A 24,455-nucleotide genomic window follows, 5' to 3' on the forward strand; every position below is an offset into this window, starting at 1 on the left:
AAGCCGAATGATCCGAGACGACCTGAAGACCGCGCTCGTCACTGCAATGAAAGCGGGCGAGAAGGAGACGACCGCGACGCTGCGCCTCATCCAGTCGTCGATCAAGAATCGCGACATCGAACTGCGCACCGGCAGCGCGCCCGTGGACGACGACGCGCTGGTCGTCGAGGTGCTGCAGAAGATGGTCAAGCAGCGCCGCGAATCGATCGAGATGTATGAAAAGGGCGGTAGGCCCGAGCTGGCGGCGGCCGAGCAGGCGGAAGTGACGGTGATCGAACGCTTCCTGCCCCAGCAGATGAGCGAGGCGGAGACCGCCGCAGCGATCGAGGCGATCAAGGCGGAACTTGGCGCGACCTCGATGAAGGACATGGGCCGGGTGATGGCCGAGCTGAAGGCACGCCACGCGACCACGCTCGACATGAGCAAGGCGAGTGCCGCGGTGAAGGCGGCGTTGGGCTGAGGGGCCAATGGGCCTGTGGCGCAGATATCTGGCGTGGCGGTTGCGGAACATATCGGTCCTCGACTGCGACGCGGACGGGTTCGGCGTGACCCGGCGCGGCGTCCGGGTGGGCGCGAGCTGGCAGGCCGTCGAGCGCGTCGCGGCGTTCAAACGTGATCTGGGGACGGTCGATCTGATCTGCATCGCGCTGTTCACTGACGGGCAGGTCATCGAGGTCGAGGGGGAGATGCCCGGCTATCCTCAGTTCGATGCGACGATGCACACCGCCTTGGCGATCACGCCCGAATGGAAGCTGGCGGTGATGTTCCCGGCGTTCGCTGCCAATCCGCAGACGATCTTCGAGCGGCGTCAGACGGCATGACCCTCACCCCCGCCTTTCTCGACGAGCTGCGCGCGCGTACCACGCTGTCCGCGCTGATCGGGCGCACGGTGAAGGTCCAGCGCGCGGGGCGCGAGTACAAGGCGTGCTGTCCCTTCCATAACGAGAAGACGCCGAGCTTCACGATCAACGACGACAAGGGATTCTATCACTGCTTCGGCTGCGGGGCGCATGGCGATGCGATCCGATGGATGACCGATCAGCGCGGGCTGCCCTTCATGGATGCGGTCAAGGAACTGGCGGCGATGGCGGGCATGGAGGTGCCCGCGCCCGACAAGCGGTCCGCCGAACGCGCCGAAAAGGCCAAGGGGCTGCACGAAGCCTGTGCCGATGCCGCGCGCTGGTTCACCGAACAGCTCGACGGGGTGGCGGGGGCGGAGGCGCGCGCGCTGCTGCAGCGCCGCGGCATTCGGCCGGAAACCGCGCGCACATTCGGCCTGGGTTTCGCGCCCGATAGCCGGCGGGGGCTGCGCGATGCGCTCAAGGACTATGGCGACGCGCTGCTGATCGAGGCGGGGTTGCTGATCCAGGTCGAGGGCAAGGAACCCTATGACCGCTTCAGGGGCCGGCTGATGATCCCGATCCGCGACCCGCGCGGGCGGGTGATCGCATTCGGGGGCCGGATCATCGGGGATGGCGAGCCCAAATATCTGAACTCGCCGGAGACGCCGCTGTTCGACAAGGGGCGTCAGCTCTACAATCTCGACCGCGCCGCCGCCGCCTCGCGCAAGGCGGGGCGCGTGATCGCGGTCGAAGGCTATATGGACGTGATCGCGCTCGCCCAGGCGGGGTTCGACGAAGCGGTCGCGCCGCTCGGCACCGCGATGACCGAGGAGCAGCTGCAGCGGCTGTGGCGGCTCGCCGACGTGCCGCTGCTGTGCCTAGACGGCGACGCGGCGGGACAGAAGGCCGCGATCCGTGCCGCGCACCGCGCGCTGCCGGTGCTGCCCGCCGGACGCAGCCTGGCTTTCGTCACCCTGCCCCCGGGCCAGGACCCCGATGACGTCGTGCGCACGGCCGGGGCGGCGGCGTTCGAGGCGCTGCTGGCCACGCCCCAGCCGCTGGTCGACCGGCTGTGGGCGCATGAATTCGCCGCCGAGCCGCTGACCACGCCCGAGGCGCGCGCCGGGCTGAAGCGACGATTGGCCGAGCTGGCGAGCACGATCGGCGATCCGATGGTGCGCGACGAATATGCGCACGAATTTCGCGAGCGCGCCCGCGCCGCGTTCGCGCCACCGCCGCGCGCGCCCTTCACGCCCCGCGCACCGGGCAAGCCGGGTGGACGGCGCGGCCAGAAATGGAGCGGCTGGGCACCCCCCGACCCCCCGCCTTCGCCCGCCGCGCACGCGGTTCAGGCGGGCGGGCTCGACCCGGTGCTGGCAAAGGCGGTGCTCGCCGGGCTGATCCGGCACCCGGCCGAGATCGCCCGGCACCTGGAGGTGCTGTCATCGTTGCGCATCGCCAACGGTGCGCTCGGGCGGCTGTTCGAGGCGGTGATCGATCTGGCGGTCGAGGATCAGGCGCTTGATAGCGACGGCGTGCGCACCATATTGGCTCGGTCGGGCTTCGATCAGATGGCGGCGGAGTTGCTTCGGGCTGATTCGCTCCCCTTTTCGTTCACACGGAATGCGGCGGACGATCGCGTGCGCGCGGTCGCCGATCTGGGCGAGGCGATTGCGGTGCTGGCGGCGCGTCCCCGGGTGGATGCGGCACTGGCACGCGCGACGGCGGAAATGCAGGCCGATTTCGACGAAGCGGCATTCGCGCGCCAGGTCGCGCTGGTGAAGGAACGCCAGGCGCTGGACGCGCGTCTTGCAAATCTGGTGCTGGCGGACAAAGACGGTTCGCGACTCGACGATTAAAATTGCACGCGCCTCGATCGAGGCGGCTGAATGCGAAGGGCAATTGATGGCGAAGACGAATGGTGGCGGCGACGAAACGATGGAAGTGGGTGACGCGCCGCTGATCGACCTGAACGAGGGATCGATCAAGAAGCTGGTCGCGCGCGCCAAGAAGCGCGGCTACATCACCGTCGACCAGTTGAACGAGATGCTGCCGCAGGACCAGATGACGTCCGAGCAGATCGAGGACATCATGTCCGCGCTCAACGACATGGGCGTCAACGTCGTCGAGAACGAGGACGCCGGCGAGGATGCCGAGCCCGACGAGGACGGTGCCGACGAGATCGAGGCATCCGAAGGTCAGGACGACGCCGCGCCTGCATTCGAGACGACCAAGAAAAAGGAAACGATGGACCGCACCGATGATCCGGTGCGGATGTACCTGCGCGAGATGGGCGCGGTCGAACTGCTCAGCCGCGAGGGCGAGATTGCGATCGCCAAGCGCATCGAGGCCGGGCGCGACACGATGATCCTGGGGCTCTGCGAGAGCCCGATCACGTTCAACGCGATCATCAACTGGTCGAACGCGCTCAACGAAGGCACGATGCAGCTGCGCGAGATCCTCGATCTCGACGCGATGCTGTCGAAGGATCCCGCGCCCGAGAGCCTGAGCGACGACGACGATGGCGGCGACGGCGAGATTTCCGAGAAGAACGCCGGCCCGACCTTCAAGGAAGAGGAAGAGCCCGAGGAAGCGTCGGCCGACGACGACGACGAGGAATCGATGACCGAGCGGCGCACGCCGCGCCCGTCCGACGACGAGGAGGAGGACAATACCCTCAGCCTCGCGCAGATGGAGGAGCAGCTGAAGCCGCAGGCGCTCGAGAAGTTCGCCAACATCACGTCGGTCTACAAGAAGTTCGCCAAGGTGCAGGCGGCGCGGATCGAATCGATGTCGGCGGGCAACGAGTTTCCGGGTGCCGAAGAACGCAAATACCAGAAGCTGCGCGAGGAGCTGACTGCCGAGGTCGAAAGCGTCCAGTTCCACCAGGCCAAGATCGAATATCTGGTCGACCAGCTCTACAGCTACAACCGTCGCCTGACCGCGCTGGGCGGCCAGATGCTGCGCCTCGCCGAGCGGCACAAGGTCAATCGCAAGTCTTTCCTCGACAGCTATGTCGACCATGAGCTCGACGAAAACTGGCTGCAGTCGGTCCAGGGCATCGACAAGAAGTGGAAGGCGTTCGCGGAGAACGAGGCGGATGCCGTCGACCGGATCCGCACCGAAATCGCCGAGATCGCGCAGGCGACGGGCATGTCGCTCGCCGAGTTCCGCCGCATCGTCAACATGGTGCAGAAGGGCGAGCGCGAGGCACGGATCGCGAAGAAGGAGATGGTCGAGGCGAACCTGCGCCTCGTCATCTCGATCGCCAAGAAATACACCAATCGCGGGCTGCAGTTCCTGGATCTGATCCAGGAGGGCAATATTGGTCTGATGAAGGCGGTCGACAAATTCGAATATCGCCGCGGCTACAAGTTCAGCACCTATGCGACCTGGTGGATCCGTCAGGCGATCACCCGCTCGATCGCCGACCAGGCGCGCACGATCCGTATCCCGGTCCACATGATCGAGACGATCAACAAGCTGGTTCGGACCAGTCGCCAGTTCCTGCACGAGCAGGGCCGCGAGCCGACGCCCGAGGAAATGGCCGAGCGGCTGTCGATGCCGCTGGAGAAGGTCCGCAAGGTGATGAAGATCGCCAAGGAACCGATTAGCCTCGAAACGCCGATTGGCGACGAGGAGGATTCGCATCTCGGCGACTTCATCGAGGACAAGAACGCGATCATTCCGGTCGATGCGGCGATCCAGGCCAATCTGAAGGAAACCGTGACGCGGGTGCTCGCCAGCCTCACCCCGCGCGAGGAGCGCGTGCTGCGCATGCGGTTCGGCATCGGCATGAACACCGATCACACGCTCGAGGAGGTCGGGCAGCAATTCTCGGTCACGCGCGAGCGCATTCGCCAGATCGAGGCGAAGGCGTTGCGGAAGCTCAAGCACCCGAGCCGCAGCCGCAAGATGCGCAGCTTCCTCGACCAATAGCGTCGCTGGTCGGTCCGCGACGCGCTTGAACGCCCCGGGCGCTGGATGCGGCGCCCGGGGCGTTGACGTTGGACCGGATGGCCCGACGTCAGGGTTTCCGGAAGAAGGAGGGACCGGGGTTCCTTCCGGAAAGCGGGGATCAGGCGCTGTGGCGCCGGCCCCTTTTGCGCCACCTGGGCTTGCGATCGCGCTACGCCATGCGCGGGCGCCGATCGCGTATTCCGCGCGATGATCCGCTCCGTTCCGGACCAAATAACGTGATCAATCTCGCCGGTTTCGACCGATCGCGCGACGCGCGGCTGTGAATTACGCATTTGTGGTCCCCGCACGACCGAACGGGGGGCGGCATGGGATTTGAATCGGCGATCGAATCAACGGCGGGATCGGGCTTCGCGGACGCGCAGGTAACGGCGTCGCAACTGGTCCGGCAATTCGGCATATGGCAGGAGCGCGCGGGGCGCGCGCCGGTCTTCATCCATCACCGCGGGCGTGCCAAGCTGGTGCTGGCCAGCATGGAACAGGTCCGGCAGTGGCAAGCGATCGGCCGGTCGCCCGGACCGGGTCTGCCGTCGGTGGAGGCATTGCTCAACGGCTTTGCGACGCCGTTGCTACTTCTCGATCATATGGGCGCGATCGTGGCAAAGAATGCGGCGGCGGTATCGTGGATGGCCCCCGCCGACGCCTGGCTCGCGCCGTTGCAGGCGACGATCGCCGATGTGGCGCGCCACCGCATCGCCGAGCGGGTCGTCGTGCGTGGCGGTGCGGACGGGAACGGCACGTTCGAAATCGCGCTCCAGCCCTGGCTCGACCATGTGCTGGTCCGCATCGACAATGCGTCGCTCGGCCAACAACTGCAGGATCGCATCAGCGCGCTCGACGCCATGCAGCGTGCGATCGACCAGGTCGCGCCGGATGTCGCGTCCGCGCTCCTCACCCCGCGCGGCTATCTGTCGGTCCCTTCACCTGCGCTTGCCGCGATGACTGGGATCGCGCTGGCCGCGACGATCGACATGCGGTTTGTCAGCCTGATCGACATCGCCAGTCGCGTCACCGTCGGCGACCTGATCGACGAAACGTTTCGGACCGGCACCCCGGCACGCGCCGAAGCCTATCTGCGGGTCAATCGCGCCGACCCGATCGCGGTTTCGATCGGGCTCGCCCCGATCCGTGAGGCGGCCGCGATCACCGCGTTGCAGGTCGTGATCGCGCGTCAGTCGCCACCCGCGCTTATCCACAGCTAAGCAGGGGTTAACGGGCAATACACCGCGTCTTTACGCCCTTTGGTTTACCGAGTTTCGGCAAGCCCGTCGGTGCGGCGGTTTGCCGGACCGGACGAACGAATTTGGGGGTATGGGTGGAGCGCGCAGAAAGCGTAGTATCAGGCGCGTCTTGGGAAGCCCTTACCGCTTTGGCGGCGGCAGAGGGCAGCGGTCGTCACCGCGCCTTCAAGCGGCTCGTCGCGGGCGCGCCGGTCCTGCGCGACCTGGCCGACGCTATCCACCTGATCTGCATCCTCCACGGTCAGTTTCCGGGCGTCATCGATCTGGTCGCATCGCATTCGGGCATTCCCGCCGATCATCCGTGGGTCCAGAATGCACGCGCGGGCTTCGCGTTCGAGCGGGCCTATCTCGTCCGCATCGCGGTTGCCGCCGGGCCGATGCCCAGCACGCCGGGGCAGGCGGAATCCGAAGCGACCGTCATCGCCCAGCGCCACGCCGTCGAGATGCTCGGCCGATCGGACCGCACGGGTTGCGCCCTGGGGGCGGCGGCGGCGCTCGTCCTTGACTGGGCGGAGATCCGGGGCCTGCTCGACACGACGGCGGACCGGCTGGGGCTGATCGACCCGCCGGGCACCATGCTGCCGGCGTCGACCGCGACTGCCGCGGTGGTGAGCGAACTCGTCACGCGCCCCGCGATCGAACGCGCGGTGTTGTTCGGTGCGCAGCAGCTCCTGCTCCAGCATCAGGGCCTGTGGACCTTGCTCGAGGCCCGGGCCGAGGCGCGCGGCCGGAGCTGAAACCGCGGCGCACGCGGATCATCGCTTGCGCATTGCCACCTCCGACCGGTATCGGCTTCGAACAATCGGTACGGAGATCGAGGATGTCGATGCGGTTCGAGGGCACGTCCAGCTATGTCGCAACCGAGGATTTGAAGGTTGCGGTCAACGCCGCGGTGACGCTGCGCCGCCCGCTGCTGGTCAAGGGCGAACCCGGCACGGGCAAGACGGTGCTCGCGCACGAAATCGCCCGCGCGGTCGGCGCGCCGCTGATCGAATGGAATGTCAAATCGACCACCAAGGCGCAGCAGGGCCTTTACGAATATGACGCGGTCGCCCGCCTGCGCGACGGCCAGCTCGGCGACGCGCGCGTCCATGACATCGCCAACTATATCCGGCGCGGCAAGCTGTGGGAGGCGTTCACTTCCCCCACCCTGCCCGTGCTGCTGATCGACGAGATCGACAAGGCGGACATCGAATTTCCCAACGACCTCCTCCAGGAGCTCGATCGCATGGAATTCCATGTCTACGAGACCCGAGAGACGGTGAAGGCGGTCGAGCGCCCGATCGTCGTGATTACCAGCAACAACGAAAAGGAATTGCCCGACGCATTCCTTCGCCGCTGCTTCTTCCACTATATCAAGTTTCCCGACCGCGACACGATGCAGGCGATCATCGACGTTCATTTCCCGGGCATCCAGAAGATCCTGGTCGGCAAGGCAATGGACATTTTCTACGAGGTCCGCGAGGTGCCGGGGCTCAAGAAGAAGCCGTCGACCAGCGAACTGCTCGATTGGCTCAAGCTGCTGCTGCACGAGGACATGCCGCTCGACGTCCTCCAGTCGCGCGACCCGACCAAGGCGATCCCGCCGCTGCACGGCGCGCTGCTCAAGAACGAGCAGGACGTGATGCTGTTCGAGCGGCTTGCCTTCATGGCGCGGCGCCAGGCGCCCAAGGCCTGACGCGTGCCGCTTTATGAGATCGACGGCAAGCGCCCGGTCGTTCCCACCGATGCATGGGTGGCGCCCAGCGCGGACCTGATCGGCGAGGTCGTGCTGGGTGCGGGGGCGAGCGTGTGGTTCGGTGCGGTCATCCGCGCGGACAATACCGCCATCGTCGTCGGCGAACGCAGCAATGTGCAGGAAGGCGCGATGCTGCATTCCGACCCCGGCGCGCCGGCCACGGTCGGCGCGGAGTGCACGATCGGCCACCACGCCATCCTGCACGGCTGCACCATCGGGGACCGCGTGCTCATCGGCATGGGCGCGATCGTGCTCAATCATGCCATCATCCCGGACGACTGCATCGTCGGCGCGGGCGCGCTGGTCACCGAGGGCAAGACGTTCGAGCCGGGCAGCCTGATCGTCGGCAGCCCCGCCCGTGCCATCCGCACGCTGGACGACGGGGCACGCGCGATGCTGCGCCTTTCCGCGCAGCATTATGCGCACCGCAGCGCCAGCTACGCCCGCACGTTGAAGCGAGTCGACTGACGGGCGACGCCGGACATCGTGCTTTCCGTAGCGAACTGGACAGCTATTCCGGTTGCGCTATGAAACGGGGATGGCCCTTCCCCCGCTCTTCGATCGCCTCCGGCTTCCCGTCATCGGCTCGCCGCTGTTCATCATCTCGGTTCCCGAGCTCGTCATCGCGCAGTGCAAGGCGGGGATCGTCGGGTCCTTTCCGGCGCTGAACGCCCGTCCGCAATCGCTGCTGGACGAATGGCTGCACCAGATCACCGAGGAACTGGCGGCCTGGAACCGGGACAATCCGGACCGCCCCGCCGCCCCCTTTGCGGTCAACCAGATCGTCCACAAATCGAACGACCGGCTCGAAGCGGACCTGATGACCTGCGCCAAGTGGCAGGTGCCGATCGTGATCACCTCGCTCGGCGCGCGCGAAGAGTTGAACACCGCCGTCCACGGCTGGGGCGGCATCACGCTCCACGACGTGATCAACGACCGCTTTGCCCGCAAGGCGGTCGAAAAGGGTGCGGACGGCCTCATCCTCGTCTGCGCGGGTGCGGGCGGTCACGCCGGCCTGCTCAACCCGTTCGCCTTCACCCAGGAGGTTCGCGGCTGGTTCGACGGACCGATCGCCCTATCGGGCGCGATCGCCAATGGTGGCGCGGTGCTGGCCGCGCAGGCGGCGGGTGCCGACCTCGCCTATATCGGGTCGCCGTTCATCGCGACGGTCGAGGCGAATGCCGACGCCGCGTACAAGAATGCGATCGTCGCGGGCGGGGCGAGCGACATCGTCTACACCAATCTGTTCACCGGCGTGCACGGCAATTATCTGCGCGGATCGATCGAGGCCGCAGGGCTCGACCCGGACAATCTGCCGGAGAGCGATCCGAGTGCGATGAACTTCGGATCGGGCGGCAACCAGAAGGTCAAGGCGTGGCGCGACATCTGGGGGTCGGGCCAGGGAATCGGCGCGGTCACCGCGGTCGAATCGGTGGCGGATCGTGTCGACCGACTGGCCAGCGAATACCAGGCGGCGCGCACCCGGCTCCAGATCGGCGGCTGACCCCGCCGGCACGCCGCGCGATCAGATCGCGCGCCGCAACCTTTCCATCATGGCCCGTGCCGGGCTGCCCGCGACCGCGGGTTCGGCCTGTGCGACGTCGAGCCGGGCGACGCGACGATGCAGCTCCGCGCTGGCCGCGATCAGGTCGCGCGCCACACTGGGCATGCGCTCGACGACGCTCATATCGCTTGTGGGGGCCTCACCCAGCCGCCGCGAGGGGTCCATCGCATCACGGCGGGGGATTTCGCCGGCCATGACCGCCCGCTGGGTCAGCAGCCAGGCGATAACGTGCATCAGCCGCGTCGTCACCTTGAGCGACTCGCATGAAAAGGCAACCTTGGTCAGCGGATCGAGCGTATCGCGCTGGCCCCGCCCGACCTCGTCGAAATAGCCGCGCGCTTCGTCCGCAAGAAGCATCGCTTCGACATACAGCGCGTCGATCAGCCTGGGTTCGAGGCGGGCCGGATAGGGGCTTTCGTCCATCGCGCATGATTGCCACAGCTTGCCGTTCGCCGGAACATTCGTTTTTGCGGCCGGATCAACAAGCTGTGCATAACTGGAGCGCCTCGCGGGCCGCCGGGTTCAGGCAATGATATCCGGCAGCAGCCAGTCCTCGATCAGCGCGATTTCGTCCTTCAGGCGAAGCTTGCGCTTTTTCAGCCGCGCGAGCTGGAGCTGGTCCTGGGAGCCAGCGGCCCGCAGCGCCTCGATTGCCGCGTCGAGGTCACGATGCTCGACCCGAAGGATTTCAAGACGTTGGCGAAGTTCCGTATCGTCCAATGATCGAACCTCCACGACGTCCGCGCCCCCGCCCCTGCTGCCACCGGTGCCCGCATCGGCGCCGAAACACCGGCAGTCGCCACGCGCCGCAGCAAATTCCGCTCCGCCCATCGAATAGCGGCAAAGTGGTGGGCGACAAACCCGCCCGTTCATGATTTACTTGCCGACCCTCATCCCCAAAACGAAGGAGGAAAAGGCCAATGCAGGACGCCCATTTCGAGGCTTTGCAGAGCAAGCACGCCACACTCGACCGTCGGATTCAGGACGAATCGCTCCGTCCGCTGCCCGACCAGGCGGTGTTGCGCGATCTGAAGCGCCGCAAGCTCCGCGTCAAGGAAGAGATGACCGCCGGCTGAGCCACACCCACACCGGGCGGGCCGCAAACGCGCTCGCCCGGACATTTCTCAAATCGAGCGGTTTGCATCGCTCGCTCGCTAAGCGCCGGATCCACGATGAGCGGCGGATCTCACGGTCGCGCGACGTCGCTCAGCCGTGTGCGACGCCTGCTTCGCCATAGGCCGACCCGCGCGCCGGACGCGACGACTGACGCCGCGCGAGGCTGGGATCGACCGGGCGATCGAACGAAATTCCGATGCGGCCGTCGGTCGACCACGCGATCGTCCCCGAGACGAGGCCAAGCCCGCGCAGATCGATTTCAACGGGCGTACCCGCGATCAGCGGCGCGGCATAATCGGCCATGATCCCGCCGGTCGAAAGATTGCGGACCCGGGTCGTGACCGCGCGCCCGCCCTCGACCCGCAACTTCGCGCTGAGCGAAGCGGTCTCGCGCGGCGCCGATCGCACCTGGCGACTGGAGGCCGCTGCCTCACTCCTTGCGCGCGTCTTGTCCTGTTCCATCGCCTGCTCTGCCTGCCGAGACTAGTCCGCGGATATCTACCACAAACGCATCAAGCGGTTAAACGACTATTCGTCGCGCGAGATTTTCTCGTTGCGTTCATGGCGCTCCTGCGCTTCGACCGTCATCGTTGCGATCGGACGGGCCTCCAGCCTGGCCAGCGAGATCGGCTCGCCGGTCACTTCGCAATAGCCATATTCGCCGTCGTCGATGCGACGCAGCGCCGCGTCGATCTTTGAGATCAGCTTGCGCTGGCGGTCGCGGGTGCGCAGTTCGATCGACCAGTCGGTCTCGCTCGACGCGCGATCGGTCAGGTCGGCCTCGCGCAGCGGCTCCGACTGGAGCTGCGACAGGGTACCCTGCGCCTCGCGGTGAATGGCGTCCTTCCAGTCCAGCAGCTTCTGCCGGAAATAGTCGAGTTGCCGGGGGTTCATGAACGGCTCGTCGGCGCTGGGCCGATACCCCTGCGCCGCCGCGTCATTCGCCGGCGCATGATCCCGTTCAGATTGCTGCATATGATCCAAAGCCGTCGCCATCCCACTCTCCGTCCCGGTTCCCCGCCAACCCGAGCCGGCGGACACCGCCTTTCCACGCCGCGGCCTATAGAGCGGCGCAAAGCACACCACAAGCGAGCAATTTCGGCACGTTGATCGTTATCGACCCGTGCCGACGCGGCGGACATGGCGATGTCGGCACGGTCGTGTTCCCGTGGGCAGGAGACGACGCGATCGGTTCGTCGGTTACTTTCTGTCAGGCGCCACGGTCAGGGAGGCATGGGTCCCTGGGTATGCGCTTCCCTCCCATTAGCCTTGCCGACGCTGCGCCCCTCACTCCCGCGCTTCGCGTAACGCGTCCAACTCGGCTAGCCTGACGGGGTCATCGGCTGCCAACGCCTCCTCAAGGTAGAAATTGTGCGCAATGTTCTGCACCACCTCTTTGGCTTCGCCGCTATACTCTTCGCTGATCACCGCAAAGGCGTCGACTAATTCCCGAAGAAACCCCTTATCAAGCTCCTAGAGCTGTCCGGCTAGGACCTCCATCATTTGAACGGCCGTATCGAGATTGAGCTCGCCCTCATCGGTCAGTTCAAGAAATACGACATAATCTGCAATGATATGCGCAACTTGCTTCGCGATCATGGTTCTACCACCCTCACCCTTACATTCGTGACTTTCATTCTCCTAACCAGCTCAATCTTTCACGCCTTTCCGGACACCCGAGTCTCTTTCACCGAGCCAATATCCTGCGCGGCGCGTGATGTTTGAATTTTGGTTTGGCCTATCCCCGGCGGCTATCGCCTTATCGATGACGCTGCCGATGCTGCGACTGGCAGTGGAAATTTCGGGAATGTGGTGCCCCGGGAGAGACTCGAACTCCCGACCTGCGGTTTAGGAAACCGTTGCTCTGTCCTGCTGAGCTACCGGGGCGGCGGGTCGCAGGTATCGCGTGCACCCGGTCGGGTCAATTCAGCGTGTCGGGGGCGGCGACGGGGATGATCAGCGGCGCGACGGGCACGCCTTCGTCGATCAGCGCGCGAGCCTGTTCGACGGTCGTCTGGCCATGGATCGGCGCTTCGGGTTCGTCGCCCAGATGCATCGCGCGCGCCTTGTCTGCAAATGACCGGCCGACCCATTGCGAGCGTTCGAGCAGCGCGGCCTGCGCCCTGGCGACCATGGCCAGCGCCAGCTTGGCCGCCTGGTCTTCGGTGGTCGGCACCGCGGAACCGGAAGCCCCGGTTACCGCCGGAACCGACGCCGGCATTGCCTCTTTGCGGCGGTTCCCCTTGGCGGCGACATTGGGCGCCATCACCGCCTTGGCGATGCGGTCGTCGCCGCAGATCGGGCAGGACAGCAGGCCCTCGGCGCGCTGCGCCTCATAGCTCGCGCTCGATCCGAACCAGGCTTCGAACACGTGCGCGTTGCCGCACCGCAGATCGAAGACGATCATGACACCTGCACCACGGGCGGGATGGTCCGGCGATGCCGGAGTGCCGGCACGCGGGCACGAACCTCTTCCAGCCGCGCGAGGTCGATGTCGGCGTAGCCGATGCCGGATTCTTCCCCCATGTCGAGCAGCACTTCGCCCCAGGGATCGATGACCAGCGAGTGTCCATAGGTGGCGCGGCCATCGGCATGGACACCGGTCTGGGCGGCAGCGACGACGAAGCACCCTGCCTCGATCGCACGCGCGCGCAGCAGGACATGCCAGTGCGCCGCCCCAGTCGGCCGGGTGAATGCCGCCGGCACCGCGATGATCTGCGCGCCCGCGTCGCTGAGCGCCCGGTAGAGGTCGGGAAAGCGCAGGTCGTAGCAGATGGTCGGCGCCAGCAGGCCGAGCGGCGTTGCCACCACGGTCGCCCCCTCCCCCGCGGCATAGACCGCGGATTCGCGCCAGCTTTCCCCGGTCGGCAGGTCGACGTCGAACAGGTGCAGCTTGTCATAGCGCGCGCGGATCGATCCCGTCGCGTCGATCACGAACGCGCGATTGGCGAAGCGTCCGTCTGCGCGCAGGAGCGCGAGCGAGCCGAGATGTACCCAGATACCGTGCGTTGCCGCCGCCGCGCGCACCGCCGCGAGCGTCGCGTCCGCTTCCTCCGCGACGATGCTGGCCGACGCGCGCGCGCGGTCCCGGTCGATCAGGTTGGACATTTCCGGCGTGAACAACAGGGTCGCGCCGTTGGCGGCGGCCTCTGCGACCGCGGCAGCGAGCGCATGCGCGTTGGCGGCGGGATCGATCCCGCTGGTCAGCTGGGCCAGCGCAATCTTCATTGCGCGAGCAGTTCGTCCAGCTGGCCGCGCCGGTCGAGTGCGGCGAGGTCGTCCGAGCCGCCGATGTGACGGCCGTCGATGAAGATCTGCGGCACGGTTGTCCGCCCGCCGGCGCGGTCGACCATCTCGGCGCGACGCGGGCCGCCCATCGTCAGGTCGATCTCGTCATAGCTCGCGCCCTTGTCGCCGAGCAGCTTCTTCGCCCTACTGCAATAGGGGCAGAATGCCTTGGTATAGATTTCGATGTGCGCCATCCGCCAAGAGTTGTGGTGCCGCACCCCGCTTGTCAATCGCCGACCTCTGCGTCGCGGAGCACGCGCGCCCAGCACAGCACCTGGACGCGCGCGGCACCCGCCCGCTTGAGCGCATGGACACAACCGTCGGCCGTCGCGCCGGTCGTGTAGACATCGTCGATCAGCACGATGTCGCGGCCCCGGACCGTCGCCCGCGCCGCCGCCGGGACCGCAAACGCCCCGGCCAGCGTCCGCGCGCGCTGCCCTGGTCCCATTCCGCGCAACGCCCGGGTGGATCGCGTGCGGACCAGTGCCGCGGGCGCGACGCTCAGCCCGGTCGATTGGGCGAGCGCGCGCGCGATCAGCAGCGACTGGTTGAATCCCCGCGACCACAGCCGCCAGCGATGCAGCGGCACCGGCACCAGCAGCGGGCCATGTTCGGTCGACCGATCGAGATGGCGGGCCATCAGCCGCGCCATCGTCACCGCCACGCCCAGCCGGCGACCATATTTGAGCTTGAGCGCGAGGATGCTCGCCACCCGCCCATAGGCGACCGCAGCGGTCACGCCGTCATGTGCGGGCGGGTGCGACAGGCACGCCGCGCAACGGGCAGCGTCGCCACGGTCGAAGGCAAAGGGGGTGCCGCAGCCCGCGCATGCAGGTGCGCCGGGAAACGCAAGGTCACGCCAGCAGGCCGCGCACAGCCGGTGATCCGCCTCGACCACCTCCCCGCAGCCGGGACAGCGCGGCGGCAGCGCGAGGTTGACCAGGCGGTGGAGCGGACGGGCGAGGATGCGGGCGCGAACCAACATCCCCGCTTGTCGCCCGCGGCCGGCAACGGCACAAGCGCCGGCATGGACCAGGCGGAAATCTTCGACCGGCGCGCACGACGCCTGCGACGCGACCGTGCGGCAACGGCGACGCCGGGTGGGGATTTTCTGCGCGCGCAGATGATCGAGGGAATTGTCGACCGGCTCGACGCGGTCGCCCGGCGTTTCACCGACATTCTCGATCTCGGTTGCGGCGCGGCGGACTTCGACCTGCCGGGCACGCGCATCGTCCGCTGCGACGCGGGGTTCGGATTTGCCCGACGCGCAAGCGGTCCCGCGGTTCAGGCGGATGAGGATCGCCTGCCCTTTGCGGATGCGAGCTTCGACCTTGTGGTCAGCCTGGGCGTGCTCGACAGCGTCAACGACCTGCCCGGTGCGCTCGCGCTGATCCGCCGCGTGCTGCGACCCGACGGGCTGTTCCTGGGCGCGTTCACCGGCGCGGGATCGCTGCCCGCATTGCGCGCCGCGCTGCGCGCCGCCGAACCCGATCGCCCGGCGCCGCGCCTACATCCGCAGGTCGAGGTGCGCGCGGCGGGCGACTTGCTGATGCGCGCGGGCTTTGCGCTGCCGGTCGCCGATGTCGAGCCGCTGGCGGTGCGCTATCGCGACCTCGGCCGCTTGCTCGACGATCTGCGCGCGATGGCCGCGACCAACATCCTGCGCGATCGGCGCGCGCTGGCGCCAGCCGCGTTGGCCCGCGCCGCAGCCGCCTTTGCCCAGGCGGCCGACGCGGACGGGCGGACGACCGAAACCTTCAACCTCGTCTATCTGACCGGCTGGGCACCCGATCCCTCGCAACCGCGTCCGGCGCGCCGGGGCAGCGCGTCGCGCTCGCTCGCCGATGCGCTGCGCCCGCCCGGAGCACCGACCGAATGAACCCGATCTATGCCGCTATGCCGACGACCGTGTTCGAGGCGATGTCCGCCCGCGCGCGTGCCGCCGGCGCGATCAATTTGGGCCAGGGCTTTCCCGACGGAAACGGGCCGGACGCGGTGCGCGCCGCCGCCGCACGCGCGCTCGACCACCGGTCGAACCAGTATCCGCCGATGGCCGGCATCCCCGAACTGCGCCAGGCAGTCGCCGACTTCTATCGCGACACGCAACAGCTCGACCTCGACCCCGGCGAAGTCATCGTTACCTCGGGGGCGACCGAGGCGCTGGCGGCGGCGCTGCTCGCGCTGATCGCGCCGGGCGACGAGGTGCTGATGTACCAGCCGCTCTACGATGCCTACCTGCCGCTGGTGCGGCGCGCCGGCGGTGTCGCACGGCTGGTGCGGCTGACGCCCCCCGACTGGCGGATCGACCCTGCCGCCCTGGCCGCTGCCGCCGGGCCGCGCACGCGGCTCCTGCTGCTCAACAACCCTCTCAATCCGTCCGGATCAATGCTGGGGACAGACGCGCTGGCGGCGATTGCGCGCTTCTGTGTCGAACGCGACGTCGTCGCGATCTGCGACGAGGTTTGGGAGCAGGTGGTGTTCGACGGTGCGGTGCATGTTCCGCTGATGGCGCTGCCGGGGATGCGCGACCGGACGGTCAAGATCGGATCGGCGGGCAAGATGTTCGCACTCACGGGCTGGAAGGTCGGATGGATGTGCGCGGCGCCGCCGATCGCATCCGTGCTGGCCAAGGCGCATCAGTTCCTGACCTTCACCACCCCGCCCAACCTGCAATATGCGGTGGCGGAGGGGCTGGCGACGCAGCGCGACTGGATCAGCGCCCAGAGCGCGGCGTTCGAGCGATCGCGCGACCGGCTCGCCGGCGGGCTGAACGCGATCGGGCTTGCCACCGTGCCGAGCGCAGCAACCTATTTCCTGTCGGTCGATCTCGAACGATCGGGGATCGCGATCGACGATGTGGCCTTCTGCGACTGGATCATCGACCATGCCGGGGTCGCCGCCATCCCGATTTCCGCCTTCTATTCCGAGGATCCGGTGCGGCACCTGGTGCGATTCTGCTTTGCCAAGGTCGACGCGACGCTGGATGAAGCGGTCGCGCGGCTTGGCCGCGCCGTGCCCGCACTGAAGGCTACAGCCGGCTGAGCACGCCCCGCTCGGTGATGTAACCGGCCACGAGCCGCGCCGGCGTGACGTCAAACGCGGGGTTATACGCCGGTGAATCGGTCACCCGCACCGTCGCCATGCCATCGCCCGTCGGGCCGGTCAGCAGGCGCAGTTCGTCGGGATCGCGGTCCTCGATCGGGATCGATGCGCCATCAGCGGTGACGGGATCGAACGTCGTGTAGGGAAGCGCGACATAGAAGGGTACCGCGTTGTCCGCCGCCGCCAGCGCCTTCAGATAGGTGCCGATCTTGTTGCAGACATCGCCATTGGCGGTGACCCGGTCGGTGCCGACGATCACCGCGTCGACCTGACCCCGCGCCATCAGCAGCCCGCCGGCATTGTCGGCGATGACGGTATGCGGCACGCCATGATTGGCAAGCTCGAACGCGGTCAGCAGCGCCCCCTGATTGCGCGGCCGGGTCTCGTCGACCCACACGTGCAGCGCGATGCCGGCATCATGCGCGAGATAGATCGGTGCGGTCGCGGTGCCGTAGTCGACGGTCGCGAGCCACCCGGCGTTGCAATGCGTCAGGAGGTTGAGCGGCGCACCGCCCTTCGCCACCGCCAGCTCGCGCAGCAGCGCCTGGCCATGCTCGCCGATCGCGCGGCACAGCGCGACATCCTCGTCACAGATCGCGTCGGCGCGTGCGAAGGCGGCGGCCGCACGATCGGCAGGGTCGAGCGGCGCGACAGCCTCGCGCACCCGATCGAGGGCCCAGCGCAGATTGACCGCGGTCGGCCGCGTCTCGACCAGCATTGCATAGGCAGCGGCGAGCCCGTCGTCGCTCGCGTCGACCGCAAGCGCCATGGCGAGGCCATAGGCGGCGGTCGCCCCGATCATCGGCGCGCCGCGCGTCCACATCTCGCGGATCGCCCGCGCGGCGGTGTCGGCGTCGCGCAGCTCCACCCAGCGAATTTCCCAGGGCAGCAGCCGCTGGTCGAGGATGCGCGCGCCGCGCCCATCGGCGGTACGCTGGATCGACCGGGTCGCTTCGCCGGCGAGAATCATGTCGCGAGTACCTCGTCCAGGCTGGTGATATCGGCGTCGGTGCCGCCCTCGCGGTCGATCCGCAACGCCGAGAGCCCGGCGGCGCGTGCGGCGTCGATCTCCGCGGCAATGTCGGAAATGAACAGGATATCGGACGGATGGGCATCGATCGCGCGGGCGATCGCTGCATAGGAGGCCGCGTCGCGCTTGGCCCCGATCCGGGTGTCGAAATGACCGGCGAGAAAGGGCGTCAGGTCGCCCGCGACGCTGTGCGCGAACAACAGCCGCTGGGCTTCCTCCGACCCGGAGGAATAGATGAATATGCGCCGACCCTGCGCCTGCCAGCGGGCAAGCGCGCGCGGCGTATCGGGGTAGACATGCCCCGACAGACTGCCATCGGCATAACCCTCGGCCCAGATCATTCCCTGCAGCGTCTTGAGCGGGGTCGCCTTGCGATCCTCGTCGATCCACTGGATCAGAGTGGCGACCGGATCCCCCGGTGCCACCGCGGCGACCTCCGCCAGGATCGGTGCGCACCGCGCGGCATTGGCGGCGACGAACGCGCGAAGGCGCGCGCGGGCATAGGGGAACAGCGTCTCGGCGACGAACGCGATGCTGCTCGTCGTGCCCTCGATATCGAGCAGGATGGGCCCGGCGCTCGGCATGAAGGGCAGCGTCAGGCCGCGGCCGGCTCGTGGCGGGGAAAGCGCGACGCAATCGGATCGCCGGTGAATTTCGCCACCCAGCCGTCGGGATTGGTGAAGAGACGTATCGCGGTAAAGCGCGGCGCGGGCCCCATGTCGAACCAGTGGCGCATCCCCGCGGGCACCGAAACCAAATCGCCAGCGGTGCACAGCAGCGCATGAACGCGATCGTCGGTGCGCAGGCAGAACAGCCCCTCGCCCGCGACGAAGAAACGCACTTCGTCCTCGGCATGCCGGTGCTCGTCCAGAAACTTGGCACGCAGCGCGACCCGATCGGGATGGTCGGGGGTCAGCGCGACGATGTCGACCGATCGATAGCCGCCCTGTGCCTTGAGCCGGTCGATCTCGGGTGCGTAGGCGGCGAGGATGGCATCCGCCGGCATGTCTGCGACGTCGCGCAACGGCCATTGCTCGAACCGCACGCCGATCCCGGCCAGATCTTCGGCAATCCGGACCGGATCGACCGTCTCGACGATCAGTGCGCCATCGACGGCACCGCGAATGGTCAGGCGCGTCATGATCCTTGCGCCTCCCGCGTTACATGCCACTGGCGTTCGGCAAGCTCCGCGGCGACCAGCCACTCGACGGCCTCGCTCACCCGCTCAGCCTCGGCGACGTCGACGCCCCAGGCATAGGCCCCATGGCCGCGGATCAGGAACACGGGCGCGCGTTCCGATCCGTACAGCCGGGGGCGGATCGCCGCGTCGATCACCGCCATGTCCTGGCTGTTGTCGACGATCGGGACGATCCGTCGCGTCGCGTGGGTATCGACGCCCGGAAAGGCTTTCAGCATCTCATGCCCCTCGATCACCCACTCTTCCGAGTCGACGGCGCGCGACAGCGCGACCGCTGACGGCGAGTGCCAGTGAAGGATCGCCCCTGCGTGCTGGAAATGCTCGTAGAGCATGAGGTGCAGCGCGGCCTCTGCCGAGGGTCGTCCCGCCTCCAGCGCCACGCCCTCGGGCGACAGCGCCATGAAATCCGCGCGGGTTAGCCGCCCCTTGTGCCGCCCCGATCGCGTAACCAGCACATTGCCGTCGGCCAGCCGCGCCGAATAATTACCCGACGTCGCCGCCGCCAAGCCGCGCGCATCCAGCCGTGCCCCGGCAGCGATCAGCATATCGACGACCAGCGCCGTGGGATCGCCATGGACGGGCGGCGGGGAAATGGGGGCGATATGCATCGTCACAGTTTAACCAATTCGCACGATATGGCCATCGGGTTGCAGGCAGATGAGCCGGTGCGATCAGCCGCGTCCGCCGGTCATCCGCTGGAGCACCCCGTCGCGAAGCAGGAAGCCGTGACGCAGCGCGGCAACGATGTGGCCCGCAGCCAGGATGGCAATGGCGATCCCCAGCACTTCATGCCCCTCGTGCATCAGGTCGGCCAGCGCGCTTTCCCGCTCGATCGGGAGTTTCGGCACCGTGACCAAGCCGAACCAGGACAGCGGATATTTGCCCGCCGAACTCATCGCATAACCCGTAAACGGCACCAGGATCATCAGCGCATAGAGCACGCCGTGCATGATCGCGGCGAGACGCCGTTCGTTGCGGCCGGTATGTGCGGGCAGCGGCGGCGGCGGATTGGCGATGCGCCAGCCGAGGCGCAGCAACGAAAGCACCAGCACGGTCAGACCGATCGACTTGTGCAGCGGGAACGGGCTGCTTCCCACCGCTTCCTCGATCGCGTCACCCAGCAGACCGATTGCGACATTGGCGATGATCAGGATGGCGATCACCCAATGCAGCGTACGCGCAATTGCGTTGTATCTGAGGGCCCCGCCCAGATCGCTCGTCACGCCCGTCTCCTCGTCCCAGTGCCGTCACGCCGGTGTCAGGCGCAATCGGCGCCCCGCCCGTTGCCGGGCGAGGCGCCCGTCGCTTATTTCAGCGTCTTGAGATAAGCGATGATCGCCTTGCGCTTCGCCGGGTCGGGCTGGCCGGGATAGGCCATCTTGGTCCCCTTAACATAGGCCTGCGGCTTGGTCAGGTAGGTGTCGAGTGCAGCTTCGGTCCACACGCCACCCTTGGCCTTCATCGCCGGGGAATAGGTGTAACCGGGATAGGTGCCGACCTTGCGGCCGACGATCTGGTGCAGGCTCGGCCCGATCTTGTTCGTCTTGGGCGTCACCGCATGGCAGACGGAGCAGGGTGCGAACGCGGCCTTGTTCGGCGCGCCCTGGCCCGACGCCTGCGACGCGATCGCCGTCAGCCCGATCACGACTGCTGCACTCAAACTCGTCTTCACGACCTTCAGCATCTTGAACCACTCCTTGCGCTTCTCGTGGGCATCCACTGCCGCCGATTAGCCTGTTGCGGGGCGGGCAGACAAGGTGGTCCGGAAGGCCAGGTGCCGATATTGCTGCGGCATGTGCCCTGGCCGCCCCGATTGCCTTCAGGCGCGCATGATTTCGGGCAGTGCGGCGGCGTATCGCTGTACGTCCTCGATCCGGCCGGTGCTCACGCGCGACCATTGCGTCCATTTGCCGTAACTGCCGCGAATCATCACGCTGCGCGCGGCCATCGCCTTTTGCACGGCATTCGCGTCGGGCACCTTCACGAACACGAAATTGGTCTGGCTGGGGAGCGCGGTGAGCCCCGCTGCCTTGACCGCATCCATGATCATGCCGCGCCCCTCGACGATCCGCGCCTTCGAATAATTGAGGAACGCGATATCGCCATAGGAACCGATCGCCGCCGCCAGCCCGGCGCTGTTGCCGCCGAAGCTCATCAGGTGCTCGCTCACCCGCTTCGCAACCTCCGGCCGCGCCAGCGCATAACCGACGCGCAGGCCCGCCATGCCGTAGATCTTCGAGAAGGTCCGGCAGACGACGACATTCTCGCCCGCCTTGACGAGATCGGCGACCGAATTGTGCTCGGGCCGGTCGGTCAGCTCGTTATAGGCTTCGTCGACCAGCACGGTCGCCTTCGGCCCGACCTTGCGGACAAAGGCGCGGACCTGGTCGCCGTCGATCAGCATGCCGGTCGGGTTGTTGGGATTGCACAGATGGACGAGCGCGATGTCCGGCGTGACCGCTGCCGCCATCGCGTCGAGGTCGACGCCCATGTCGGCGGCGAGTGGAACGCGCAGCACCTTAGCGCCCTGGCGCTCGGCATATTGGACCGTCGTGTCCCAGAACAGGTCCGCACCCAGGATCGCGCCCTTGTCCCTGTATGCGAGCGCGATGGCGGAAAGCACTTCGGTCGATCCGTTGCCGATGACGACATGATCGCGCGACACCGCGAATCGCTCGGCGATCATGTCGGTCAGGCGACGCAGCCCACCGTCGGAATAATAGCACCCCTTCCCCGCCGCGTCGGCCATGGCGCGGATCGCGCTGGGCGCCGGGCCGAACGGATTTTCGTTGCGCGACAGCAGCGCGACGCCGGGCGCGGGACCGAACACCGGCGGTTCGGCCGACGGAAAGGCATAGGCGCTGCGCGTGGCGGCGATCGCCCCACCCCCGGCGACGGCGGCGGCGCCCAGCCAGGCGCGTCTGGAAAGCTCGATCGACATGGCGGTTTCTCCCCTTGGTTGCAGTCTCAATCTCTCATCCGATGATCCCGTTGCGGATCATCACGACGCCCACGAACAACAGGTAGATGCCAAAGGCGCGACGGAGCAGCGCCGGGCTCAACCGATGCGCCGCCGCCACCCCCCAGGGTGCCGTGACGATCGACATCGATGTGACGATCAGCGCGCTCGGCACGTTGACGAAGCCGAGCGATCCCCAGGGCAGATCGGGCACGCCGAGGCCGATCGCGACGAAGCCGATCATGCCGGGCAGCGCGATGATCACGCCGATCCCCGATGCGGTCGCGACCGCACGGTGGATCGACTTGCCGCACAATGTCATCACGATGATCGCGATCGTGCCGCCGCCGATGCCGAGCAGCGACGAAAAAGCGCCCAGCCCGCCGGCAATCCCGGCGCGGGTCAGGCCGCCGGGCATGTCCGTCGCCAGGTGCCGGTCGGCCAGCAGCGGGAACAGGAAATGCAGCGACATCAGCGCCACGCCCGCGCCGAAGATCAATGCCAGCCCATCGCTGCTCAACCGCGCGGCGAGCACGACGCCGATGCCGACACCCAGCACGATCCATGGCGCCCACGCCCTGAGCACATCGAAGTCGACGGCACCGCGGCGCGCGTGCGCCTGAACCGAGCGCAGCGAAGTCGTGACGATCGTCGCCAGCGACGTGCCGATCGCGACGTGCGCCAGCTCGGCCGGATTGCCGCCGAGCAGCGGCAGCAGCACGAAGAGCGCGGGCACTACGACGAACCCGCCCCCTATTCCGAACAGCCCGCCCGCAAAGCCGGCGAACAGCCCCGCGGCGAGCATCGCCAGCAGCGGCAGCAGCCAGTGCACGGCGCCCGCCGCGCTCAATGGCCTTCGGAGGGCGCGGCCGCCCTCGCATCCGGTGCGGCGGCGGCCTCGGCGGCGCGCAGCACGCGCAGCAAGTTGCCCGACCAGATCTTGGCGATGTCGCGCTCGCTATAGCCGGCCTTCAGCAGCGCGTCGGTGATCCGGGGCAATGCGGTGATGTCGCGCATTCCGACCGTGCCGCCGCCGCCGTCCCAGTCGAGCCCGATCCCGACATGGTCGGGGCCAACGACCTTGAGCGCATGGAGCAGGTGCGCCATGAAATCCTCGAACGTCGCCGGATCGGTTTCGGGATACAGGCGATCGATCTCGCGCCGCTTGGCCAGCATCGCCTCGCGCTGCGCGGCGGTCATCGCGCCCGCCGGCCGATCGGCATTCAGCGCGCGGAGCGCCTGTTCGCGCGCCGGGTTGGGCTTGAGCGCGCGCAGATAGCCGCCATAGGCGTTCATCTGGATGACGCCGCCCTTCGCCGCAAGCGCGCGCAGCCGGGCGTCGTCGACATTGCGCGGGTGGTCATAGATCGCCTTGCACCCCGAATGGGTGAGCACCAGCGGCGTCTTGGACAGCGCCAGCGCGTCGTCGAGCGCCGCATCCGAACTGTGCGACAGGTCGGGGACGATGCCCAGCCGGTTCATTTCGACCAGCAGGTCGCGTCCCAGCGGGCTCAGCCCCTGCCAGCGCGGCGTCTTCGACGGGTCGGTCGAACTGTCGGCGAACTGGTTGTGCGCAAAGTGGGTAAAGCCGATCATCCGCACGCCCATGCGATGAAAGAGCGTGATCAGCCCGATATCCTCGCCCAGCGGATAGGCGTTTTCCATCGACAGATAGACGATGCGCTTGCCCGTCGCAGCGATGCGGGCGGCGTCCGCGGCGGTCAGCGCCAATTCGAACTGGTCGGGCGCGGCGGCGATCATCTTGTGGATGGACACGCCGCGCATCACCGCGAAATCGCGCGCCGCACGATAACCTGCGGGATCGAGCGGTCCCTGCGCCGTGTAGATCGCCCACATGCCGCCATCGAGCCCGCCGGCCTTCATCCGGGGCAGGTCGACCTGGGTATAGTCTTGCGCGGCGTCGTGACGCTCGAGGATCGACCAACCGGGCAAGTCGAGCGACGCCGGGGTGTCGAGGTGCGAATCGAGCGTGATCAGCCGGTCATGAAGGCGCTGGGTCGCCGCAGGGACGGCCGGCACATCCTGCGCCACGGACGGTCCCGTCGCCACGGCGAGCAGCGCCGCGCCGAGCAGGTAGCCCATCGCGCGCGACCGGCGCGACGATTTTTTGGAAGATGTGAACGGACCGGCATTGTTCATCGACACGGAAAGCCCCCGCTTTTGCGATCGCTGTTCGGGCCTCCCCCGGTCGTTCGCGTTCAGACGCGCGCGCCGGTTTCCGGCTGTCAGCGCAACTGGGCGACCTGGATCGACACCCGCACGGGCAATGTCGTTACCAGCGCACGGGCCACGACGACACAACCCGCAACCACCAAGCTAGCGTCGCGAACGAAAGAAATGCAAGCAGCTTCGTGCCGTCCCGTCATGAACATGAAAAG

At 67.4% G+C, this 24,455-nt stretch carries 31 protein-coding genes and 1 tRNA gene; 13 read left to right on the forward strand and 19 right to left on the reverse strand.

Annotation, left to right across the window (positions count from 1 at the left end; genetic code table 11):
• Nucleotides 1-7 precede the first annotated feature (7 nt).
• The 10 genes from GO308_RS06220 to GO308_RS06265 all read left to right on the forward strand — a co-directional run bounded on the left by GO308_RS06220 (nucleotide 8) and on the right by GO308_RS06265 (nucleotide 9,303).
• The gene (locus tag GO308_RS06220) at nucleotides 8-460 is read left to right on the forward strand and encodes a GatB/YqeY domain-containing protein (protein WP_066546546.1); all 453 of its coding nucleotides are present in this window, start codon (nucleotides 8-10) and stop codon (nucleotides 458-460) included.
• Nucleotides 461-467: 7 nt separating this feature from the next.
• Complete coding sequence (locus GO308_RS06225; RefSeq protein ID WP_240884611.1) at nucleotides 468-821, forward strand: hypothetical protein; 354 nt, start codon at nucleotides 468-470, stop codon at nucleotides 819-821.
• Entirely contained in the window at nucleotides 818-2,701 is a 1,884-nt protein-coding gene (gene dnaG, locus GO308_RS06230) for a DNA primase (protein ID WP_240884613.1), read from the forward strand. Before GO308_RS06225 ends, dnaG begins: the two co-directional genes overlap by 4 nt.
• Nucleotides 2,702-2,747: 46 nt before the next feature.
• On the forward strand, nucleotides 2,748-4,781 hold the full coding sequence (rpoD, locus tag GO308_RS06235) for an RNA polymerase sigma factor RpoD (protein WP_066673045.1): 2,034 nt from the start codon (nucleotides 2,748-2,750) through the stop codon (nucleotides 4,779-4,781).
• Nucleotides 4,782-4,843: 62 nt separating this feature from the next.
• Nucleotides 4,844-5,086, forward strand: a complete 243-nt coding sequence (locus tag GO308_RS06240; protein WP_240884615.1) for a hypothetical protein — start codon at nucleotides 4,844-4,846, stop codon at nucleotides 5,084-5,086.
• Between the two features lie 42 nt (nucleotides 5,087-5,128).
• Nucleotides 5,129-6,022 carry a hypothetical protein gene (locus GO308_RS06245; RefSeq protein WP_240884617.1) on the forward strand — a complete coding sequence of 298 codons (894 nt, stop codon included), beginning with the start codon at nucleotides 5,129-5,131 and terminating at the stop codon, nucleotides 6,020-6,022.
• A 167-nt stretch (nucleotides 6,023-6,189) separates the two neighbouring features.
• Nucleotides 6,190-6,798 (forward strand): hypothetical protein, encoded by a 609-nt coding sequence (locus GO308_RS06250; RefSeq protein WP_240884619.1) that lies wholly within the window; start codon nucleotides 6,190-6,192, stop codon nucleotides 6,796-6,798.
• An 89-nt stretch (nucleotides 6,799-6,887) separates the two neighbouring features.
• Complete coding sequence (locus GO308_RS06255; protein WP_066480104.1) at nucleotides 6,888-7,739, forward strand: MoxR family ATPase; 852 nt, start codon at nucleotides 6,888-6,890, stop codon at nucleotides 7,737-7,739.
• A 3-nt stretch (nucleotides 7,740-7,742) separates the two neighbouring features.
• Nucleotides 7,743-8,267: a gamma carbonic anhydrase family protein gene (locus GO308_RS06260; RefSeq protein ID WP_240884620.1), complete on the forward strand. Its 525-nt coding sequence runs from the start codon at nucleotides 7,743-7,745 to the stop codon at nucleotides 8,265-8,267.
• A gap of 70 nt (nucleotides 8,268-8,337) precedes the next feature.
• A complete protein-coding gene (locus GO308_RS06265; protein ID WP_066480106.1) occupies nucleotides 8,338-9,303 on the forward strand; it encodes a nitronate monooxygenase family protein in 966 nt (321 codons plus the stop codon).
• A gap of 21 nt (nucleotides 9,304-9,324) precedes the next feature.
• Here GO308_RS06265 and GO308_RS06270 read toward each other — a convergent pair whose 3' ends face one another.
• Nucleotides 9,325-9,786 carry a DUF1465 family protein gene (locus GO308_RS06270; protein ID WP_066479511.1) on the reverse strand — a complete coding sequence of 154 codons (462 nt, stop codon included), beginning with the start codon at nucleotides 9,784-9,786 and terminating at the stop codon, nucleotides 9,325-9,327.
• A gap of 99 nt (nucleotides 9,787-9,885) precedes the next feature.
• Complete coding sequence (locus GO308_RS06275) at nucleotides 9,886-10,083, reverse strand: DUF465 domain-containing protein (RefSeq protein ID WP_066480109.1); 198 nt, start codon at nucleotides 10,081-10,083, stop codon at nucleotides 9,886-9,888.
• A 200-nt stretch (nucleotides 10,084-10,283) separates the two neighbouring features.
• On the opposite strand from GO308_RS06275, the gene GO308_RS06280 reads away from it, so the two are divergent.
• Nucleotides 10,284-10,439, forward strand: coding sequence for a YdcH family protein (locus GO308_RS06280; protein ID WP_082730952.1), 156 nt, complete (start codon nucleotides 10,284-10,286; stop codon nucleotides 10,437-10,439).
• A gap of 130 nt (nucleotides 10,440-10,569) precedes the next feature.
• Here the strand turns inward: GO308_RS06280 and GO308_RS06285 are convergent, their stop codons facing one another.
• From GO308_RS06285 to GO308_RS06315, 8 genes are all read right to left on the reverse strand, one after another.
• A complete protein-coding gene (locus tag GO308_RS06285; protein ID WP_066479520.1) occupies nucleotides 10,570-10,941 on the reverse strand; it encodes a PilZ domain-containing protein in 372 nt (123 codons plus the stop codon).
• 66 nt (nucleotides 10,942-11,007) lie between these two features.
• Nucleotides 11,008-11,475 (reverse strand): RNA polymerase-binding protein DksA, encoded by a 468-nt coding sequence (gene dksA / locus GO308_RS06290; RefSeq protein ID WP_066479526.1) that lies wholly within the window; start codon nucleotides 11,473-11,475, stop codon nucleotides 11,008-11,010.
• Nucleotides 11,476-11,952: 477 nt separating this feature from the next.
• On the reverse strand, nucleotides 11,953-12,078 hold the full coding sequence (locus GO308_RS18600) for a hypothetical protein (protein WP_269450237.1): 126 nt from the start codon (nucleotides 12,076-12,078) through the stop codon (nucleotides 11,953-11,955).
• A 211-nt stretch (nucleotides 12,079-12,289) separates the two neighbouring features.
• A tRNA-Arg gene (locus GO308_RS06295) sits at nucleotides 12,290-12,366 on the reverse strand.
• Between the two features lie 34 nt (nucleotides 12,367-12,400).
• Nucleotides 12,401-12,886, reverse strand: a complete 486-nt coding sequence (locus tag GO308_RS06300; RefSeq protein ID WP_066549776.1) for a DUF1178 family protein — start codon at nucleotides 12,884-12,886, stop codon at nucleotides 12,401-12,403.
• Nucleotides 12,883-13,707 carry a carbon-nitrogen hydrolase family protein gene (locus GO308_RS06305; protein WP_066672825.1) on the reverse strand — a complete coding sequence of 275 codons (825 nt, stop codon included), beginning with the start codon at nucleotides 13,705-13,707 and terminating at the stop codon, nucleotides 12,883-12,885. Before GO308_RS06305 ends, GO308_RS06300 begins: the two co-directional genes overlap by 4 nt.
• Nucleotides 13,704-13,961 (reverse strand): glutaredoxin 3, encoded by a 258-nt coding sequence (grxC, locus tag GO308_RS06310; protein ID WP_066479533.1) that lies wholly within the window; start codon nucleotides 13,959-13,961, stop codon nucleotides 13,704-13,706. Before grxC ends, GO308_RS06305 begins: the two co-directional genes overlap by 4 nt.
• A gap of 32 nt (nucleotides 13,962-13,993) precedes the next feature.
• Nucleotides 13,994-14,752 carry a ComF family protein gene (locus GO308_RS06315; protein WP_240884622.1) on the reverse strand — a complete coding sequence of 253 codons (759 nt, stop codon included), beginning with the start codon at nucleotides 14,750-14,752 and terminating at the stop codon, nucleotides 13,994-13,996.
• Between the two features lie 42 nt (nucleotides 14,753-14,794).
• On the opposite strand from GO308_RS06315, the gene GO308_RS06320 reads away from it, so the two are divergent.
• Entirely contained in the window at nucleotides 14,795-15,646 is an 852-nt protein-coding gene (locus GO308_RS06320) for a class I SAM-dependent methyltransferase (RefSeq protein ID WP_240884624.1), read from the forward strand.
• On the forward strand, nucleotides 15,643-16,809 hold the full coding sequence (locus tag GO308_RS06325) for an aminotransferase (protein ID WP_240884626.1): 1,167 nt from the start codon (nucleotides 15,643-15,645) through the stop codon (nucleotides 16,807-16,809). The genes GO308_RS06320 and GO308_RS06325 overlap by 4 nt, the downstream gene beginning before the upstream one ends.
• On the opposite strand, the gene mtnA is transcribed toward GO308_RS06325, so the two are convergent.
• The 9 genes from mtnA to GO308_RS06370 all read right to left on the reverse strand — a co-directional run bounded on the left by mtnA (nucleotide 16,796) and on the right by GO308_RS06370 (nucleotide 24,159).
• On the reverse strand, nucleotides 16,796-17,839 hold the full coding sequence (gene mtnA / locus GO308_RS06330; RefSeq protein WP_240884628.1) for an S-methyl-5-thioribose-1-phosphate isomerase: 1,044 nt from the start codon (nucleotides 17,837-17,839) through the stop codon (nucleotides 16,796-16,798). The genes GO308_RS06325 and mtnA overlap by 14 nt on opposite strands.
• Nucleotides 17,836-18,483: an acireductone synthase gene (gene mtnC / locus GO308_RS06335; RefSeq protein ID WP_240884630.1), complete on the reverse strand. Its 648-nt coding sequence runs from the start codon at nucleotides 18,481-18,483 to the stop codon at nucleotides 17,836-17,838. The genes mtnA and mtnC overlap by 4 nt, the downstream gene beginning before the upstream one ends.
• Nucleotides 18,484-18,494: 11 nt before the next feature.
• Nucleotides 18,495-19,040, reverse strand: coding sequence for a cupin (locus GO308_RS06340; RefSeq protein WP_240884632.1), 546 nt, complete (start codon nucleotides 19,038-19,040; stop codon nucleotides 18,495-18,497).
• On the reverse strand, nucleotides 19,037-19,705 hold the full coding sequence (mtnB, locus tag GO308_RS06345) for a methylthioribulose 1-phosphate dehydratase (protein ID WP_240884640.1): 669 nt from the start codon (nucleotides 19,703-19,705) through the stop codon (nucleotides 19,037-19,039). Before mtnB ends, GO308_RS06340 begins: the two co-directional genes overlap by 4 nt.
• Before the next feature lie 63 nt (nucleotides 19,706-19,768).
• Nucleotides 19,769-20,320: a cytochrome b gene (locus GO308_RS06350; protein ID WP_231725992.1), complete on the reverse strand. Its 552-nt coding sequence runs from the start codon at nucleotides 20,318-20,320 to the stop codon at nucleotides 19,769-19,771.
• Between the two features lie 83 nt (nucleotides 20,321-20,403).
• Entirely contained in the window at nucleotides 20,404-20,781 is a 378-nt protein-coding gene (locus GO308_RS06355) for a c-type cytochrome (protein WP_066480116.1), read from the reverse strand.
• A 135-nt stretch (nucleotides 20,782-20,916) separates the two neighbouring features.
• A complete protein-coding gene (locus GO308_RS06360; protein ID WP_240884642.1) occupies nucleotides 20,917-22,038 on the reverse strand; it encodes a histidinol-phosphate transaminase in 1,122 nt (373 codons plus the stop codon).
• Between the two features lie 34 nt (nucleotides 22,039-22,072).
• Nucleotides 22,073-22,861: a sulfite exporter TauE/SafE family protein gene (locus tag GO308_RS06365; protein WP_066480118.1), complete on the reverse strand. Its 789-nt coding sequence runs from the start codon at nucleotides 22,859-22,861 to the stop codon at nucleotides 22,073-22,075.
• Between the two features lie 41 nt (nucleotides 22,862-22,902).
• Nucleotides 22,903-24,159 carry a dipeptidase gene (locus tag GO308_RS06370; protein WP_240885204.1) on the reverse strand — a complete coding sequence of 419 codons (1,257 nt, stop codon included), beginning with the start codon at nucleotides 24,157-24,159 and terminating at the stop codon, nucleotides 22,903-22,905.
• Nucleotides 24,160-24,455: the final 296 nt, after the last annotated feature.

Source organism: Sphingomonas sp. SFZ2018-12 (assembly GCF_022496715.1).
Classification (GTDB): Bacteria; Pseudomonadota; Alphaproteobacteria; order Sphingomonadales; family Sphingomonadaceae; genus Sphingomonas.